The organism is Mesorhizobium sp. L48C026A00 (assembly GCF_000502375.1).
In the GTDB taxonomy this organism is placed as follows: Bacteria; Pseudomonadota; Alphaproteobacteria; order Rhizobiales; family Rhizobiaceae; genus Mesorhizobium; species Mesorhizobium muleiense.
The window spans coordinates 274,669-290,192 of record NZ_AYWU01000005.1; the positions used below are offsets into that span (position 1 = coordinate 274,669).

The window sequence follows — 15,524 nt, forward strand, 5'->3', positions numbered from 1 at the left end:
CGCTTGCTGCCCACGGAACGACCGCTTTCCACCGTTGCGGTCATTCATGCCGACGGCTTGGTCCGCCCGCGGGTCACTCATTGGGCTGCGTTCATAAACTTGACCGGCCAAGCCACCGGACAATTTCGTAAGCCAGCATAGGGCGGCGAAACCCCTTCAGTGTCAGTTCGCCAACTGGAACGGATTCGACCAATGATTCGACGGCGCCAAGAACCCGTTGGCTGACGAGAATCTGGCGAGACTTGGCCTCCTCGCACAATCGGGCCGCATGGTTCGACACAGTGCCGATGACCGCATAGTCCGCGCGCTGATCGAAACCGATCCGCCCGATGGTGGCGTGTCCCCGGGCGATACCGATGCCGAAGCCAAGCAAGTAGTCCCGTTTACGCCATCGCTCTGAATGCTCGTCAATTGCGTCACGCATCGCCGCAGCCATTGAGACAGCCCTCTCGGTGTGATCGGCACAGGGCAGCGGATCGTTGAAAACAACAACGATACCGTCGCCCACGAACCGCTCCAAAGTCCCCTCGTGACGGACGATCTGTTCGCCGAGACAGGAATGGTACTCGCCAAGAACCGTCATTACCTCCTCGGGCTCGGCAGTCTCGGCGAAGGCTGTAAAGCCGCGCAAATCGCAGAAAACGACGGTCACCTCGCGACGATGGCTTTGAAGAAGCGCGTCGCCATTGCCTGCCGCAACGACAAGGTCGGCGACCTGCGCGGGAAGAAACCGTCGGAGCCGGCCCATTCGCTCGATCTCCGTAACCTGCTCCGCAACTGTTTGTTCAAGAGAGCGATTCCATGCAGCCAATTGTGCTGCCTGACCCTCGAGGAGCCGCGTCTGGCTCTCCACGGTGTCGTAAAGCGCCTTCTGGCGTAGCATCGACCGCACGCGCGCCACTAGCGCTCTGTGCTCGAACGGCTTGGTTAGATAGTCGTCGCCGCCGGCATCCAATCCCTCGACTACATCCCGCGTATCGGCTTTTGCGGTGACAAGGATAACCGGGATCGATCGCAGCGAAACGTCTGCCTTGAGCATCCGCACGACGCTTATCCCGTCGAGCTTCGGCATCATGATGTCGAGGAGGATGAGGTCCGGCCTGAGGCTGCGCACCTTCGCAAGCCCCTCTTCGCCGTCGGCTGCTGTTACCACTTCGTAGCCATTCGCCTCGAGGCGCATACGCAGGATTTCGAGGTTTTCCGGGGTATCGTCGACGGCGAGAATGCGAGGCGGATCGTGCAAGGCCCTGTCTCCTCTAGGAAAGCAACTCCCGGATCTTGGCAAGCAGCTGGCGCGGACTGAATGGCTTGGCAATGTAGCCATCGCACCCGGCAGCAAGGGCTTTCGCCTCATCGCCCGACAATGCGTAGGAGGTGACGGCGACTATCGGAATGTGCCGGAGCGCCGGGTCAGCCTTTATGCGGCGGGCAGCTTCATATCCGTCGATCACCGGAAGCTGAATGTCCATCAGGATCAGGTCTGGCTTCTCAGCTGCAGCGGCAGCGACACCGGCAGCACCGTCCGCGGCCTCGATCAGTTCGTATTCGGTGGTGGCGATGAGATCGCGTACGATCTGCCGGTTGTCCTCGGTGTCTTCCACCATCAGGATTCTCTTGCTCATGTTGCCTTCACATCCTCTCCCACCCGGATCGGTATCGCCATGCGGAATGTCGAGCCTGAACCGGGCACGGATTCGACGCCTATGGTTCCACCGTGCATTTCCACGATACGCTTCGAGATCGCTAGGCCGAGGCCCGTGCCACCCTTCTGCCTGGTGCTGCTGCTGTCGACCTGTTGGAATTCGTCGAAGATGAGCGCCTGGTCTGTGGGTGCAATGCCGGGACCCGTGTCGCGCACGATGATCTCAAAGTGCCCGTCGACCGCATCGGCAAGAATGTCGATCGCGCCCCTCTCGGTGAACTTGACGGCATTGCCGGCAAGATTGAGCAGGACTTGGGTCAGGCGGCGTTCGTCCCCGCGACCCAGCGGAAGATTTTCGGCGACGGTCGCAGCGAGCGAAAGCCCTTTTGAACGCGCCAGCGGCTCCACAGCTGTAACGGTCGATCGAACAATTTGCCCAACGGAATAATCCTCCAGCGCCAGCGTGAGCTGGCCCGCTTCGATCTTTGAAAGATCGAGCACGTCGTTGATGAGCCCCAAGAGATGACGGCCGTTTGCTTGCACGCGCGCAATAGTCGTCTTGGCCTTGTCCGGGAGCTCGCCGTAAATCCCGTCGACCAGCAATTCGGTGAAGCCCAGAACTGAATTGAGCGGCGTCCTGAGTTCGTGGCTCATATTCGCGAGGAACTGAGACTTGTGGCGGCTGGCCGTCTCCAGCTCCCGGCCTTTTTCCTCGATCTCGCGGAACAGCTTGGCATTCTGGATTGCGAGCACCGATTGCGCTGCGAACGTCTCCAGCAGATGAATGATTTGCTGGTCGAATTCACCTGGCTTGCGGCGCCTGACGACGAGCGCGCCGACGAGCTTGTTCGGCCTGAGCAGCGGAACCACCAAAACGCTGCGATATCCGGCGTCGAGGACGATCTTCTGAGCGGGAGACGGCGTTCCTTCGCTGAGATCCGGTACCTGGACAGGTGCACAGCGCCGTGCCGCGTCGCCAATTCCGGGATCGTTCAGCCCGATGGCCTGGTCGGAAATCGCGGCGATGAGTTCGTCGCTCATCCCATAGGTTGCGCGCGGGCGAAATTGTTGCCTGGTGCTGCTGAACACATAGATGGTGCCCGCATCCGTGTCCGACAATTGAACCGCCTTCGCAACGATCGTCTGTAGCACCGTGTCGAGATCGAGCGTCGAATTGACCGCCTTGCTGACTTCCCCGAGCGCCTCCAGTTCGCCGACCGAGCGCGCAAGCTCGGCCGTGCGCGCCTGCACCTCTTGATAAAGCCGCCCCAGCTGTTCGGACGTCTGGTTGACATTGCCGGCAAGCACTCCGAGCTCGTCCCGGTTGGTGACGGCAACCTGTTGGGCAAAGTCGCCGGCCGCTATCTGGCGCAGACGCGTCTCAATCTTCTTGACCGGCTCGATCAACGACCAGGAGATGATGTAGCCCAGCCCCAGCGCCAGCAGGATGCTGCCCACCGCAAAGGAGAGCACAATCAGTCGGGAGGTCCCGTACGCCCCCTCGGTCGTTTCGATTGCCGCCACCATGTCGGCTTCGGCCATATTGACCAGTTGATTGGTCAGCCGCTCCAGGCGGTCGGCCGAGGGCATGATCTCAGCCTGCTGAACCGTACGCGCCTCCTCCGTGCGGCCGGCACGGAAGAGCTCCGCGACATGTGTCACGCCGGCCGTAACCCGTTCGTACTCCTGCCGGACTTCGCCGAGTACTTCCGCCTCACTTTCGGCGACGAACTCCATGCGGTCGAGGTCGTAGCCAAACTGATTGAGCTGGCGCAGCGCCGCATCCAGCATCCGGTCGTCCTGAAGCAAAAGTGCGGTCGAGATGCCATAGAGTTGGTTCGTCGTATCGTGCTGCACCTGGCGATAGGCTGCGATCCTGCGCTGCAGCTTGATCAGCTCGGTCGTCTGATCGTTCACCCCACTCAGCACCTGTAACCCGACAGCCCCGAGCACGATCAGCAGCCCGACGATCGACAGGAATGCGATCAACAGCTTGGTCTGGACGCGCGCCGGCAGCCGCGCAACCCAGCCGACCAGCCGGTTCGTGATTTTATTTGGATTCGTCCAAGAGGCTGAGAAGGTCACCCCGGAACTCCTCCAGGTCGAACCGAACGCCAAGATACTGTACACGCAAGATGCCATCCGGGTCTACGAGTGACGTCAGGAAGGTGTGGTCGACGTCTCCCCCCGTCGTCTTCCTCGCGAAAACGCCATATTTGCGAACCACTTCGCGGATGGCGGCGGGCTCTCCGGTAAGGAACGCCCAGCCCTTGAGATCGGCGCCGAAATTTTCGGCATACTGCCTCAAGACCTCGGGTGTGTCCCGCTCCGGATCGACGGTAATGGAAACGAAAGCGATCTTGTTGCCGAACGCAGATCCCAGCTCGTCCTGAACCCGCACCATCAAGGCGGTCAGGATCGGGCAGGTATCTGTGCAGGAGGCAAAGATGAAGGTGACGGCGACGACCCTACTGCGATAATCGGCAAGCGCTACTGGCCGATTGTCCTGAGAGGTGAGCACGAAGTCGGGCGCGGGGCCGATCACCGGCAACCGTTCGTTGTGCATCGAGTCGTGTGAAAGCCCCTGCGTTGGAAAGACGAGCACGGCCAGCACCAGGACACCCGCCGGCCACGCGCTCACGTCTTCAACTCGCGCTTGATCTCCTCGAGGAAGCGCCAGTCGGTGAATCCGGAGATGACTTCCTTCGGGGTCTTCTTGATCATGCCCAGCTCGTTCAGCCGAAGCGCAAAGAAGCGGACCGAGTCTTCCGGATCGTACTCTCGCCAAAGCCCATAGCGGCTATCGTTCAAAGTCATCAGCACGCACTCGTGCGAGAAACCGAGGGCAGCCATCCGCTGCGCCACCTGTTCAGGCTGCTGGTGACAGATGTCGGTCGCCTTGAGGATGGCACGCAAAGCGCGCTTCGTCGCCACCGGATTAGCCCGCATGAAATCGGCATTGGCGGCAGCCATGCAGCAGAAATAATTCGACCACGGGCGATCATGGGCGATGTTGACGACGACATGACCGACATTTCGCGGGCACGGCTTCTCGGGCCCGAGCGGAAAGCCGATGAATGCATCGACCTCACCGGCGATGAAGAGCTCGGCCTGGCTGACCGACGCGTTCACGACCCAGTTGATGTCGGAGGCAGGTTTGAGCCCGACATAGGCTGCCATCATGCTGACCAGCATATGGTCGGTAGTACCGAAGTCGTTTATGGCTACCCTCTTCCCGCGCAAATCCGCAACACTCTGGATGCTCTGATTGGCACGCAGTTCGTAGCATCCCACCTGGACGCCGGAGAGCACCGTCAATGGCCTTCCAGCGTCCGCCAGGGGCAGGTAGTCGGACCAGGCAGGCATGTCGAAATCGACCTCGCCGTCCGTCAGCATGGCAGCCCCAGTGAGGGGCATCGGCACATACTGAACTTCCCTGAAACCCTCCTCGTGAAGAAACTCCTCGGCCATCACTAGCGGAGCGATACAGGCGGCAGCAGGCATCGCGAGGCGGATAGTGGTCGTCTCGGGTGGCGGCTCGGCCTGGGCTCGCGTCGCGGTGCCGATAAGGCCCGCGGCGCCGACCGCCGCGGCGCCGGCCAGGAAGCGGCGGCGGTTTTGGATGATTTGCATGGGGCTCTCCTTCCCTTGGAAAACGGCACTGCATGCGGGCCACGCCCTTACATCTTCAACTCGCGCTTCAGCTCGTCAAGGAAGCGCCAGTCCGTGCCTGCGGCGATGATCCTCTGCGGATTTGACTTGATCATGCCCGTCTCCTGCATGCGGAGCGCGAAGAAGCGGATTGACGCTTCGGCATCGTAGTCCCGCCAAGTGTCGTACCGGGTGTCGCTCAGCGTTTGCAGCGCGTAGTCATAACTGGGCAGGAAACCTCGATCGACTAGCTGACTGGCACTCCATGACGGATCGGACGCGCAAAGATCGGCGCCCTTCAAGATGGCCCGCAGCACACGCTTGGTTGCCACCGGGTACCTGTTCACATAATCGTCAGTGCCGGAAACCATGCAGCAGAAATGCTGCGACCAGGGGCGGTCGAGGGTCGTGTTGAGGATCGTGTGGCCAATCTTCTTGGCGCGCAGTTTCTGCGGCTGCGGCGGCGTGAAGAGGTACGCGTCGAACTTTCCTTCGGCGAAGCTCTTCGCCGGATCGCCTTGCTCGATGACCCACTCGATATCGTTGACGGGATCGAGCCCGACATAGGCGGCCATCAGGGCAACATAGACGTATGACGGCGTATCGAAGGTCTTCGTGCCCACCCGTTTGCCGCGCAGGTCCGTGATGTCTTTGATCCTGTCGTTGGCGATCAGTTCGAGGCATCCGGAATGCAGTCCGGTAAGGACCTTGATCGGCACGCCGGCCTCGATCGAGGCGATATGGATCGGCGCGTAGTTCACACTGAAATCCGTCTCGCCGCGCGCAATCCACTTCCACTGGTCGACGCTCTTGTCGCCTTGCACATAACGGACGTCGGTGAAGCCCTCCGCGCGCAGCAGCTCTCCGGCGATATACAAGCCGGCCCAGCAGTAGGCGCCATCGATCCACCGCGGCAAGCGGACGGAGGTCGTTTCCGGGGGTGGCTCGGCCCATGCCTGTGTCGCGGTCCCGATGAGCCCCGCGGCGCTGGCTGCAGCCGCGCCCGCCAAGAAGCGACGGCGGTTCTGGATGATTTGCATGGTGCTCTCCTTCCCTGGAAAGGCACTGAGTGCCCGCCCCCCGCTCACGTCTTCAGCTCACGTTTCACCTCGTTGAGGAAGCGCCAGTCCGTTCCGTTGGCGATAATCTGGTGGGGGCTCGTCTTGATCATGCCGGCCTCATGCAGGCGCAAGGCGTAAAACCGTACGGTGTCCTCGGGCTCGTATTCGCGCCACTTGCCATAAGGCACTTCATTCATCGTCTGCAGGGCATAGTCATAGTTGGCGGTGAACCCGTTATCGACGATCTGTTGCGCGACGCGCTGCGGCTCTGCGACGCAGAGGTCTGCCGCCTTGAGAATGGCGCGCAAGACGCGCTTGGTGGCGACAGGGTTGTTCCGAACGAACTCCGCATTGCCAGCCAACAAGCAGCAGAAGTACTGCGACCATGGACGGTCCACAGCGCTATTGACGATGACGTGACCGATTTTGCGGTCGCGCAACTCCTGCGGATCGGGTGGAAGGCCAAGGAATGCATCGATTTTGCCCTCAACAAAGAGCTCCTTTGGCTTGATGGATGGACTGGCAACCCAGTTGATGTCCCTCACAGGGTCAAGCCCGACATAAGTGGCCATACTTGCCAAGAACAGGTGGGGCCCTGATCCTATACTTGGCACGCCTACGGTCCTGCCCTTCAGGTCTGTGATGCGGTGGATCCCTTCGCTCCCGAAGAGCTCGAAGCATCCCGTGTGCACGCCGGAAACCACCGTGATCGGTATTCCAAGATCCATCGGCACGATGAGATTTCCCGCGTAGTTCAGGCTAAAATCCACCTCGCCTGCTGCAATACTCTTCGTCGTTGCGTCACCTAGCTCAACTGCAACATAGCGAACTTCGGTAAAGCCCTCTGCGTGCAGCAACTCCTTGGCGGCGTACTGTGGCGCCATGCAGATGGCAGGGAGTTTTGCGAGCCGGACCGTGGTCGTTTCGAGACCGCCCTCTTCGGCACGTGAATTTCGGGTGCCGACAACTCCGGCGACTCCTGCCGCCGCCATATTGGCCAAGAAGCGGCGTCTGCTTTGGACCTTCTGCATGGATATCTCCATCGTTAGCTTCGGCCAACGGGCAGTCGAGTCATCCGCGGGTCAAATCTGATGTCGGACTGAATCACTGAACGCGCATCCACTCGGCCGCCCCTTCAGTTGGACGCTGTTGTTGGAGCGAGTTGCTGTGCCGGCATCGATTGCGATGACGATGGCACTGGCGAACTCAAACCCGAAATCCGCTTCGCCGTTTGTCATTTTCATCGGCGTATTGACGCCCGCATCCACGTCCACATAGGTGAGGCCGGTAAAGCCGTCGGCGCGCAACAGTTCCTCGGCGAGGTAGAGAGGTGCGTTGCAGGTGGCGGGGGTATGGGTGAAGCGGACGGTGGTCGTATCGAGCAGGGCATTCTCGGCGGATGAATTGCGACCGCCGGCAAGTCCAACGGCGCCGATTGCACTCATACCGGCTAAGAAGCGGCGGCGGTTCTGGATGACCTGCATTTGGGCGCTCCCTTCCGTGGATACGGCACTGCGTGCCGGCCACACGCTCACAGTTTCAGCTCGTGCTTCAACTCGTCGAGGAAGCGCCAGTCTGTTCCCTGGGCGATAATCTGTTGCGGGCTCGACTTGATCATGCCCGTCTCCTGCATTCGCAGCGCATAGAAGCGGACCGAATCCTCGGAATCGTAACCTCGCCACCTGTCGTGCTGGGCCTCTTTCAGCGTTATCAGAGCGAGGTCATAGCTGGGCAGAAAGCCTCGATCGACGAGTTCGCGCGCAGCCGATGCCGGATCCGACGCGCAGAAATCGATGGACTTCAGGATGGCGCGCAATATGCGCTTGGTCGCAGCAGGGTACTTGTCCACGTAATCAGTCCTGCCGGCGACCATGCAGCAGTAATATTGTGACCAGGGCCGGTCGACGGCGTTGCTGATGATCGTGTGGCCGATCTTCTTCGCGCGCAGGCCGGGCAACTCGGTGATGCCGGCGAGGAAGGCGTCGACCTTGCCTTCGATGAAATCCTGCATCGGAGAGATGCCCAACACCCATTCGATCTCGTGAACGGGATCAAGCCCAACATAGTTGATCATCAAGCTGAGAAAGACATGCGGGTGGTCGTTGAACGCCCAAATCCCGACCCGTTTGCCCTTTAGGTCGGCAATGCCGTTGACGCTGTCATTGCCCCGCAGTTCCCAGCAGCCTGTGTGCACGCCGGTCAGGATTTTGATACTTGCCCCTGATTCGATGCTCCGGATGTGCATCGACGGCATGTTGAAATCGAAATCCGTGACGCCGGCGGTAAGCCACTCGGTGTTGTCGACGTTGGTGTCGCCTTGCACGTAGCGGACATCGGTCAATCCGTCGGCGCGCATCAACTCGCCCGCGAGATAGAGCGACGCCCAGCAATAGGAGCCATCGATCCACCGCCCCAGACGGACGGAAGTCGTTTCCGGCGGTGGCTCCCCCGCAGCTTTGGATGGACGAATGTTGAAGAGTTGGGCTCCGCCGGCCGCCGTCAAGCCGGCCAGGAACGTGCGGCGATTTTGAATGATCTGCATGGGATCGCTCCCTCTCCCGAACTGCAAACGACAATTCCGGTCGGAACCGAGCAAAAAGAGGTTCCGGCAGAGGCAGATAGTCTCGTGGGCGCGCCGAACAGCTGCAGGTTGGAGCGCGCCTAGTCTGATGCGGGAGTCTTGCGCTCTCAGTCGCCGGCCCCGTGAGGTCCCAGCCAGCGATACGCAACTATACTCCCGATTGGCCCGCGTAGCGAGGGTAAAGCTCACTCAGCCTCAAACGATTATCCTTTACGCTGCCGCAGCTCCGCCAGACTAGCCCATCTGTCAGCCTACCGGTCGCGACCTCGCGCTGGCACAGTCTCTTCTTGCAAAGAGACCTTCGACAATAGGGCGTTGAACGTCCGCCCTGATAGTCGATTCAGACCTTGGGCGGACGGTTCGGGAATGACCGCCTTGGGTCACGACGTTCCCTTGACCTCCCATCAGGGATGGTCCGCAAAGGGTTTGCCCTCCACCGGAGTGTCTCACCGCTAGATGGTGACGAGCATCTTGCCGGCGTTGGCCAGCGGCGTCGTCACGCCCGACAGCATCGTGCGGATATGGGCAACGCTCTGATAGCGACCGTTGACCGAAATACGCGGCAGCGCGTGCAGGAAGCCGGCATGTTTGGCGCGCAGCACGCCGTGGCGTGTCGTCACCGCCGAGACATAGCCGGCGTCGCGGGCAAAGCCGACTTCGCGGTCACCAACGGCGCTGGCATAGCCATAGGGATAGGCGAAATGGCGCGGCGCCTCGCCAAGCTCGGCCTGCAATATGCCGCTGACGCCGTCGACCTCGTGCCGCGCATCGGCTTCGGAAAGCCGCTTCAGATTGCGATGATTGACGGTGTGCGCGCCGATCGTCACCAGCGGATGCCCTGCCATGGCGCGGATCTCGTCCCAGTTCATCAACAGGCTCTGGCGGTCGCCCAACTCGATACCGTTCGACCGCGCCAATTCGCGCAGCACCGCGCGCTGGTCCTCCTCGCGGACCTCCAGCGTCAGATAATCGTGCAGGCGCGCAAAGGCCTGGATTTTCTTGCCCGGGGTCGAGCAGTCGATCGTCACCGGACCGTTCGGTGTCGTCAAAACCAGCCGGTTGCGCGCGCTGACGATGTCCTCGACCACCTCCCACCATAGATCGGCGGCGCCGTTTATCAGCCCCGGCGCGACATAGATGGTGATTGGCGCGCCGTGCTTTTCCAGCACCGGCAGCGCCTCGGTCTTGTTGTCGCGATAGGCGTCGTCGGCGGTGATCGCCGCGAACTGGCCACCCTTGCCGCCGGCCTTGATGCGCTCGATCGCCTCGTCCAGGGTGACGAATGCATAGCCGTGCGCCTTCATGTCGGCGATGACAGCGTCGAGGAACTCAGGCGCGATGTTGAGATGCCGGTTGACGCTATCAGGCTTTTCCGGCGTGGCGGTGACCCGGTGCAGCATCAGGATGGCGCCGATGCCGCCGACGAACGGCTTGGCCAGCGGGGCAAGACCGGTATAGCGCACGACGTTGAGCGCCAGTTTCCGGATTGCCTCGCCCCCGTCGATCATTCATTCACCTTTTGCGCCTAGGCTCATCCAAGCACGGAATGCGCCTATGTGCGCCCCCAATCGCGGTGAATACGCCCTAAAGGATTGAGGTATGGTTGACGCCACCGCGTCATTTGACGGCAATCGGCTCGAGGCCATGCAGGCGGCGCCGCGCGCGGTACCTGCGGATCATGGCGGCCTGTCGGTGTCGGTCGCCGACGGTGCGGCACTTGCGGCCTATGCCGAGTTCTGCGGTTCAGCGCTGTTCGCGCCGGCGCAGAGCCCGGCCTGGATCCTGAACTGGGCCAGACATGCCGAAGCGGACACCGTCTTGGCGACGCTGAGCGCTGACGGCCGGCCGGTTTTTTGGTTGGCGCTGGAAGTCACCAGCCGCGGTCCGTTACGCGTCGCCCGTTTCATGGGCGGCCGCCATGCCAACGGCAATTTCGCCGCCGCCGACCCGTCCTGGCTGACCAGGGCGGATGGCGCGGCGATCCGCTCGATGCTGGCGGCGATCGCCAGGGCGCGGCCGGACATCGACCTCGTCTCGCTGGAACGGCTGCTGCCCGATCTCGACCGCGTTGCCAATCCGCTTCTGTCCCTCCCGCATTTTCCCAGCCCCAACCTGTCGCTGGCCGTCGACCTGGCGGGAGGTTTTGATGCGCTGCTCTCGCGCGCGAGCGGCAAGCGCAGGCGCAAGAGGCACCGCTCGCAGGCGCGCAAGTTTGGGGCCGTCGGCAGCCACCGCCGCATCGAGGCCCGGACGGCGGACGAGGTGAACAGGCTGCTCGATGCGTTTTTCGAGATGAAGGAGTTCCGCTTCCGCAAGATGGGCATCGCCAACGTCTTCGGCGAGCCACAGGTTCGCGCTTTCTTCCGCGCCTTGTTCGTCGAAGCGCTTTCCGACGAAAAGCCGTCCTTCGTGCTGCATGGGCTCGAAGTCGCCGGCAAGCTTCGCGCCGTCACCGGATCGAGCCGCTCGGGAAAACGCCTGATCTGCGAATTCGGAGCGATCGCCGACGACGACCTTGCCCATGCCAGCCCCGGCGACTTCCTGTTCTTCGACAACATCGAGGAAGCCTGCGAGAGCGGGTTCGATGTCTATGATTTCTCGGTCGGCGACGAACCCTACAAGCGGCTGTGGTGCAATATCGAGACCCGGCATTTCGAGGTCCTGATTCCGCTGACGGCAAAAGGCCGCGCGCTGGTGTTTGTCCTGCGGCAGGGCGCGCGCCTGAAAGCCTTCGTCAAGAACAGCCCTACGATCTGGAAGCTGACCAAGATGCTGCGCCGCAAGACGGCCGGACAGGCTGTGCCAGCAAGGGCGAAGACGACAGCTGAACGCTGCCGAGATTCCGGGACGTAAGTGATTTGGCTCCCCTATTACCGCCACGGCTGCAAACTCTGGTCGCCGACATAAGCGATGATGGTGTCGCAGACGGCGTTCAAATCGCGCAGCACGTCGTCGTTCCAGAAGCGCAGCACACGAAAGCCCCTCGCCTTCAATTCGGCGTCTCGCTCCCGATCATAGTTTGAATCCGCATGCTGGCTGCCGTCGATCTCGACGATCAGCCTGGCCTCGGCGCAAACGAAATCGGCGATGAATCTGCCGATAGGAACCTGACGCCGGAATTTGATGCGGTCGAGCCTGCGTCCGCGCAGTTCGTGCCACAGGCGGTCCTCCGCCTCCGTTGACTCGCGGCGCATCGAGCGGGCGAAACGACGTTTGGTCGGAGCGACGGGCTGATGCGGCATCGGGCGAGATTACCCGGCCTGCGCGTCCAGCACCATCGTCACGCAAATGCTGACGTTCGCGATTGGCTCCCCCTTCTCCCCTTGTGGGAGAAGGTGGCCGAGCGAAGCTCGGTCGGATGAGGGGTGTTCCAGCTTGGCACCAACAGCGATCCGGCCAACACCCCTCAACCGTCTCGGCGCTGCGCGCCGATCCACGTTCTCCCACAAGGGGAGAAGGCAAGAGCACGCTATTGCCGCCACGGCTGCAAACTCTGGTCGACAACGTTCAAGAGAATTATCGAACTGTCTCAGGCGGCGGAGCGCCGTCCGGGTAGCGGCGTCCCTGGCGTCTGATGGCCGACCGGCGTCACCAGCGTCAGGTCGGGATAGCCGCTCTCGATCAGTTCGACCGCGGCCTGCGCCACCTCGTCGTTCGGCTCCAGCAGCGACAGGAAGACTTCTGTGCCCTCGCCGACAAGGCGGCTGATGCCTTGCGCGTCGGTGGGTCCGCATTCGACCACGACCAGATCGTAGGCGGTGGTCAGCGACTGCATGATGATCGGCAGCCGGTCGGCGGCGCGCATGGCGCGAACCGGATCGGCGTTGCCGACGGGAATGACGTGGCAGTCCGAATAGAGATCGGCATGGATCACGTCGCTGAACTGCGCTTCGGAGGCGAGCAGATCGGTGATGCCCGGGAAAAGCCTGCTGTCCAGCGTCGGCCGCGAAGCGGCGCCCGAAGCGGTGAGATCGAGCAGGAGCACGCGCAGGCCGGTGTCGGAAACCTCACGCGCCACCAGCACCGCCGAGGCGGCCGCCTCGTCGCCTTCCGGCGACACGAATATGGCGCGTGCCGCACCGCTTGTGATCAGTTTCTCCACCGCCTTGTCGATTTCGACCTCGCCAAGGCTGCGGCGCGCCGGCCCGACGTCGTCACCAGTTGCGGGGCCAGTTGCTGGCGCCGCGGCAGCCGCTTGCGGCTCTGCCTGGACTTCCGCCATCCGATCCCCAAGGTCTTCGATATCGGCCGATTCCTGATTGGGTGGCTCGTGATCGGGCGGTTCGTGATCGGACGGTTCGTGATTGGGCGGTTCGCGGGCAACCGGCATCGCGACCTGTTCGATCCGCTCGAAGCGGGCGCCGGCGGCCGGCCGCATGGCGCGACCCGAAAACAGCTCTTGCAGAAGCGTCACGATCGCCATGACCAGCAGCGAGCCGACGAAGGCCGCACCGATGATCGGCAGGATTTTTGGATAATAGGGTTGGGACGGCGCCACCGCGCTGGAAAAGACACGGGCGTCGACCGGCGGATAGTTGCTGTCCTTGCGCGAGGACGCCTCACGATAACGGGTCAGGTAGGATTCGAGCAGCTGGCGCTGGGCGGTCGCTTCGCGCTGCAGCGCGTCCAGTTCGACCTGCTGGTCGCCGGCGCGCGCCGATGCGGCCTTTAGCGTGTTGACGTCGGCGACAAGCTGGTTTTCGCGGGCCTGGGCGGTCTGCGCCTGCGTCATCAGCCCTGTCATGATCTTTTCCGCCTCGTTGCGGATCTGGCGGTCGAGATCGGCAAGCTGCGACCTCAGCGCCCGGATACGCGGATGATTGTCGAGCAAGGAGGTGGAAAGGTCGGCGATGTTGGTCTTGAGCTCGACCTGCCGCTCGCGCAGCCGCTGGATCAGTCCGGACGACAGCACCTCCGGTACCGCATCCAGCGAGCCGCCATTCTGCAGCGCCCTGCGCACGCTGTCGGCAGTCGCTGCCGCCGAGGCGCGATTGGCCCGCACCCGCGACAATTCGCTGGACAGTTCGGAAAGCTGTTGCGTGGCGAGCACCGAATTGTTGCCGCCCATCAGAAGATCGGACTGGGCGCGGTAGCTTGCCACCTTGGCCTCGGCATCCTTCACCCGCTTCGACAGGTCGGCGATCTCCGGCGCCAGCCAGTCGGTTGCGGCGGAATTCGATTCGATGTTGGCATTGCCCTGGACGGAGATGTAGGCGTCGGCGATGGCGTTCGGGATTGCGGCGGCGAGCCGGGGATCTTCCGAGGAGAATTCGATGACGATAACGCGAGATTTTTCAACGCGATAGACGTTGAGCTTCTCACGCATCTTCGTCAGCACGCGTTCTTCCGGCGGAATCTCGTTGGGGTCGCTTTTCAGGCCGGCGACGACAAGCAGACGGCTCAACGCCGGCATATCCGCCGTCTCGTCGAACTCGGGCAGCCGCGACAAATCAAGCTTCTGCGCCACCTGCTTGAGGATGTCGGTCGAGGAAATGACCTCCACCTGGCTGGTCACGCCTTCCTCGTCGAGTATAGGCTTGTCGTTGTCATTGGTGCCGTCGGGGCGCGTGTAGACCGATTCGCGCGTTTCGATCAAAAGCCGGGTTTCAGCCCGGTAATGCGGCGTGGCGAGCCAGGTGAGCGCGAACGCCAGGCCGGTTACGACAAGCGCGACGACAAGAATGCGCAGCCAATTCCTCGCAAGGCTGGCGAAGAGCTGCCTGAGATCGACGTCGACATCTGCGGCCGCGGATTGAACGGACATGCATCCTGCTCCGGTATTTTAGTCAGTATACACCGTAAACAAATATGGTAACTCAGCCGTTAATATTGCGGTAAGCACCTGTCAGGTTTTACGCGCACGCGGGCAGCTAAAAGCACCGGAACCGGCCGCCTCCCGTCGGTTGCCGTCGCTTCGGCCGCCCGCCTTTACCGGCCATTAACCCTAACCGGATGATAACGGGCCTCGATCTCCAGCGTTTGCCGCGGTGTTGCGGCGGCCAGTCGAAGGTACAAGTCCGGTCATGAAACCCACTGCTCTCCTGTTCCGTGCGCTGCTCGCCGTGTCATTGCTTGCCGGTTGCTCCAGCTACCGGCCGGCGCCGGCCGCCTTTCATAAAATGCTCGATCAGCCCTATCGCCTCGGCGCCGGCGACCGGGTCCGCGTCACCGTGTTCGAGCAGGAAGGATTGACCAACGTCTACAGTGTCGACCAATCCGGCTATCTGTCCATCCCGCTGGTCGGCGCCGTGCCGGCGCGCGGCCACACCGCACAGCAACTCGAAGGCGAAATCGCCGATAAATTACGCCAGGGTTATCTCCGTGATCCGGACGTTTCGGTCGAGATCGACCGCTACCGGCCGATCTTCATCATGGGCGAAGTCGGTGCTGCGGGCCAGTACTCCTATGTTCCCGGCCTGACCGTGCAAAAGGCGATTGCCATCGCCGGCGGTTTCAGCCCGCGTGCCAACCAGCAAAGCGTCGACATCACCCGTGACATCAACGGCAAGGTCATGACCGGCCGCGTTGCCACCTCCGACCCGCTTCTGCCCGGCGACACGGTCTATGTTCGCGAACGCCTGTTCTAGAC

Annotated in this window: 14 protein-coding genes; 2 read left to right on the forward strand and 12 right to left on the reverse strand. The window is 62.0% G+C overall.

Annotation, left to right across the window (positions count from 1 at the left end):
* Positions 1 to 91: 91 nt before the first annotated feature.
* The 10 genes from X738_RS53660 to X738_RS53700 form a co-directional block, all read right to left on the reverse strand.
* On the reverse strand, positions 92 to 1,285 hold the full coding sequence (locus X738_RS53660; protein WP_306454940.1) for an adenylate/guanylate cyclase domain-containing protein: 1,194 nt from the start codon (positions 1,283 to 1,285) through the stop codon (positions 92 to 94).
* The gene (locus X738_RS53665) at positions 1,257 to 1,622 is read right to left on the reverse strand and encodes a response regulator (RefSeq protein ID WP_023798364.1); all 366 of its coding nucleotides are present in this window, start codon (positions 1,620 to 1,622) and stop codon (positions 1,257 to 1,259) included. The genes X738_RS53660 and X738_RS53665 overlap by 29 nt, the downstream gene beginning before the upstream one ends.
* The gene (locus X738_RS0141125) at positions 1,619 to 3,433 is read right to left on the reverse strand and encodes an ATP-binding protein (RefSeq protein ID WP_210163888.1); all 1,815 of its coding nucleotides are present in this window, start codon (positions 3,431 to 3,433) and stop codon (positions 1,619 to 1,621) included. Before X738_RS0141125 ends, X738_RS53665 begins: the two co-directional genes overlap by 4 nt.
* Positions 3,434 to 3,692: 259 nt before the next feature.
* Complete coding sequence (locus X738_RS53670; protein ID WP_051407750.1) at positions 3,693 to 4,283, reverse strand: SCO family protein; 591 nt, start codon at positions 4,281 to 4,283, stop codon at positions 3,693 to 3,695.
* On the reverse strand, positions 4,280 to 5,275 hold the full coding sequence (locus X738_RS53675) for an ABC transporter substrate-binding protein (protein ID WP_023798367.1): 996 nt from the start codon (positions 5,273 to 5,275) through the stop codon (positions 4,280 to 4,282). Before X738_RS53675 ends, X738_RS53670 begins: the two co-directional genes overlap by 4 nt.
* Positions 5,276 to 5,322: 47 nt before the next feature.
* A complete protein-coding gene (locus X738_RS53680; protein ID WP_023798368.1) occupies positions 5,323 to 6,333 on the reverse strand; it encodes an ABC transporter substrate-binding protein in 1,011 nt (336 codons plus the stop codon).
* A gap of 44 nt (positions 6,334 to 6,377) precedes the next feature.
* Positions 6,378 to 7,385, reverse strand: a complete 1,008-nt coding sequence (locus tag X738_RS53685) for an ABC transporter substrate-binding protein (protein WP_023798369.1) — start codon at positions 7,383 to 7,385, stop codon at positions 6,378 to 6,380.
* Between the two features lie 51 nt (positions 7,386 to 7,436).
* Positions 7,437 to 7,838: a hypothetical protein gene (locus X738_RS53690; protein ID WP_023798370.1), complete on the reverse strand. Its 402-nt coding sequence runs from the start codon at positions 7,836 to 7,838 to the stop codon at positions 7,437 to 7,439.
* 47 nt (positions 7,839 to 7,885) lie between these two features.
* Complete coding sequence (locus X738_RS53695; RefSeq protein ID WP_023798371.1) at positions 7,886 to 8,896, reverse strand: ABC transporter substrate-binding protein; 1,011 nt, start codon at positions 8,894 to 8,896, stop codon at positions 7,886 to 7,888.
* Positions 8,897 to 9,387: 491 nt separating this feature from the next.
* A complete protein-coding gene (locus tag X738_RS53700; RefSeq protein ID WP_023798372.1) occupies positions 9,388 to 10,443 on the reverse strand; it encodes a polysaccharide deacetylase family protein in 1,056 nt (351 codons plus the stop codon).
* Between the two features lie 91 nt (positions 10,444 to 10,534).
* On the opposite strand from X738_RS53700, the gene X738_RS53705 reads away from it, so the two are divergent.
* Positions 10,535 to 11,788, forward strand: coding sequence for a GNAT family N-acetyltransferase (locus X738_RS53705; RefSeq protein ID WP_023798373.1), 1,254 nt, complete (start codon positions 10,535 to 10,537; stop codon positions 11,786 to 11,788).
* A gap of 17 nt (positions 11,789 to 11,805) precedes the next feature.
* On the opposite strand, the gene X738_RS53710 is transcribed toward X738_RS53705, so the two are convergent.
* The gene (locus tag X738_RS53710) at positions 11,806 to 12,177 is read right to left on the reverse strand and encodes an endonuclease domain-containing protein (RefSeq protein ID WP_023798374.1); all 372 of its coding nucleotides are present in this window, start codon (positions 12,175 to 12,177) and stop codon (positions 11,806 to 11,808) included.
* Positions 12,178 to 12,464: 287 nt separating this feature from the next.
* On the reverse strand, positions 12,465 to 14,699 hold the full coding sequence (locus X738_RS53715; protein WP_023798376.1) for a GumC family protein: 2,235 nt from the start codon (positions 14,697 to 14,699) through the stop codon (positions 12,465 to 12,467).
* 259 nt (positions 14,700 to 14,958) lie between these two features.
* Between X738_RS53715 and X738_RS53720 the strand changes: the two genes are divergently transcribed.
* The gene (locus X738_RS53720; RefSeq protein ID WP_023798377.1) at positions 14,959 to 15,522 is read left to right on the forward strand and encodes a polysaccharide biosynthesis/export family protein; all 564 of its coding nucleotides are present in this window, start codon (positions 14,959 to 14,961) and stop codon (positions 15,520 to 15,522) included.
* Positions 15,523 to 15,524: the final 2 nt, after the last annotated feature.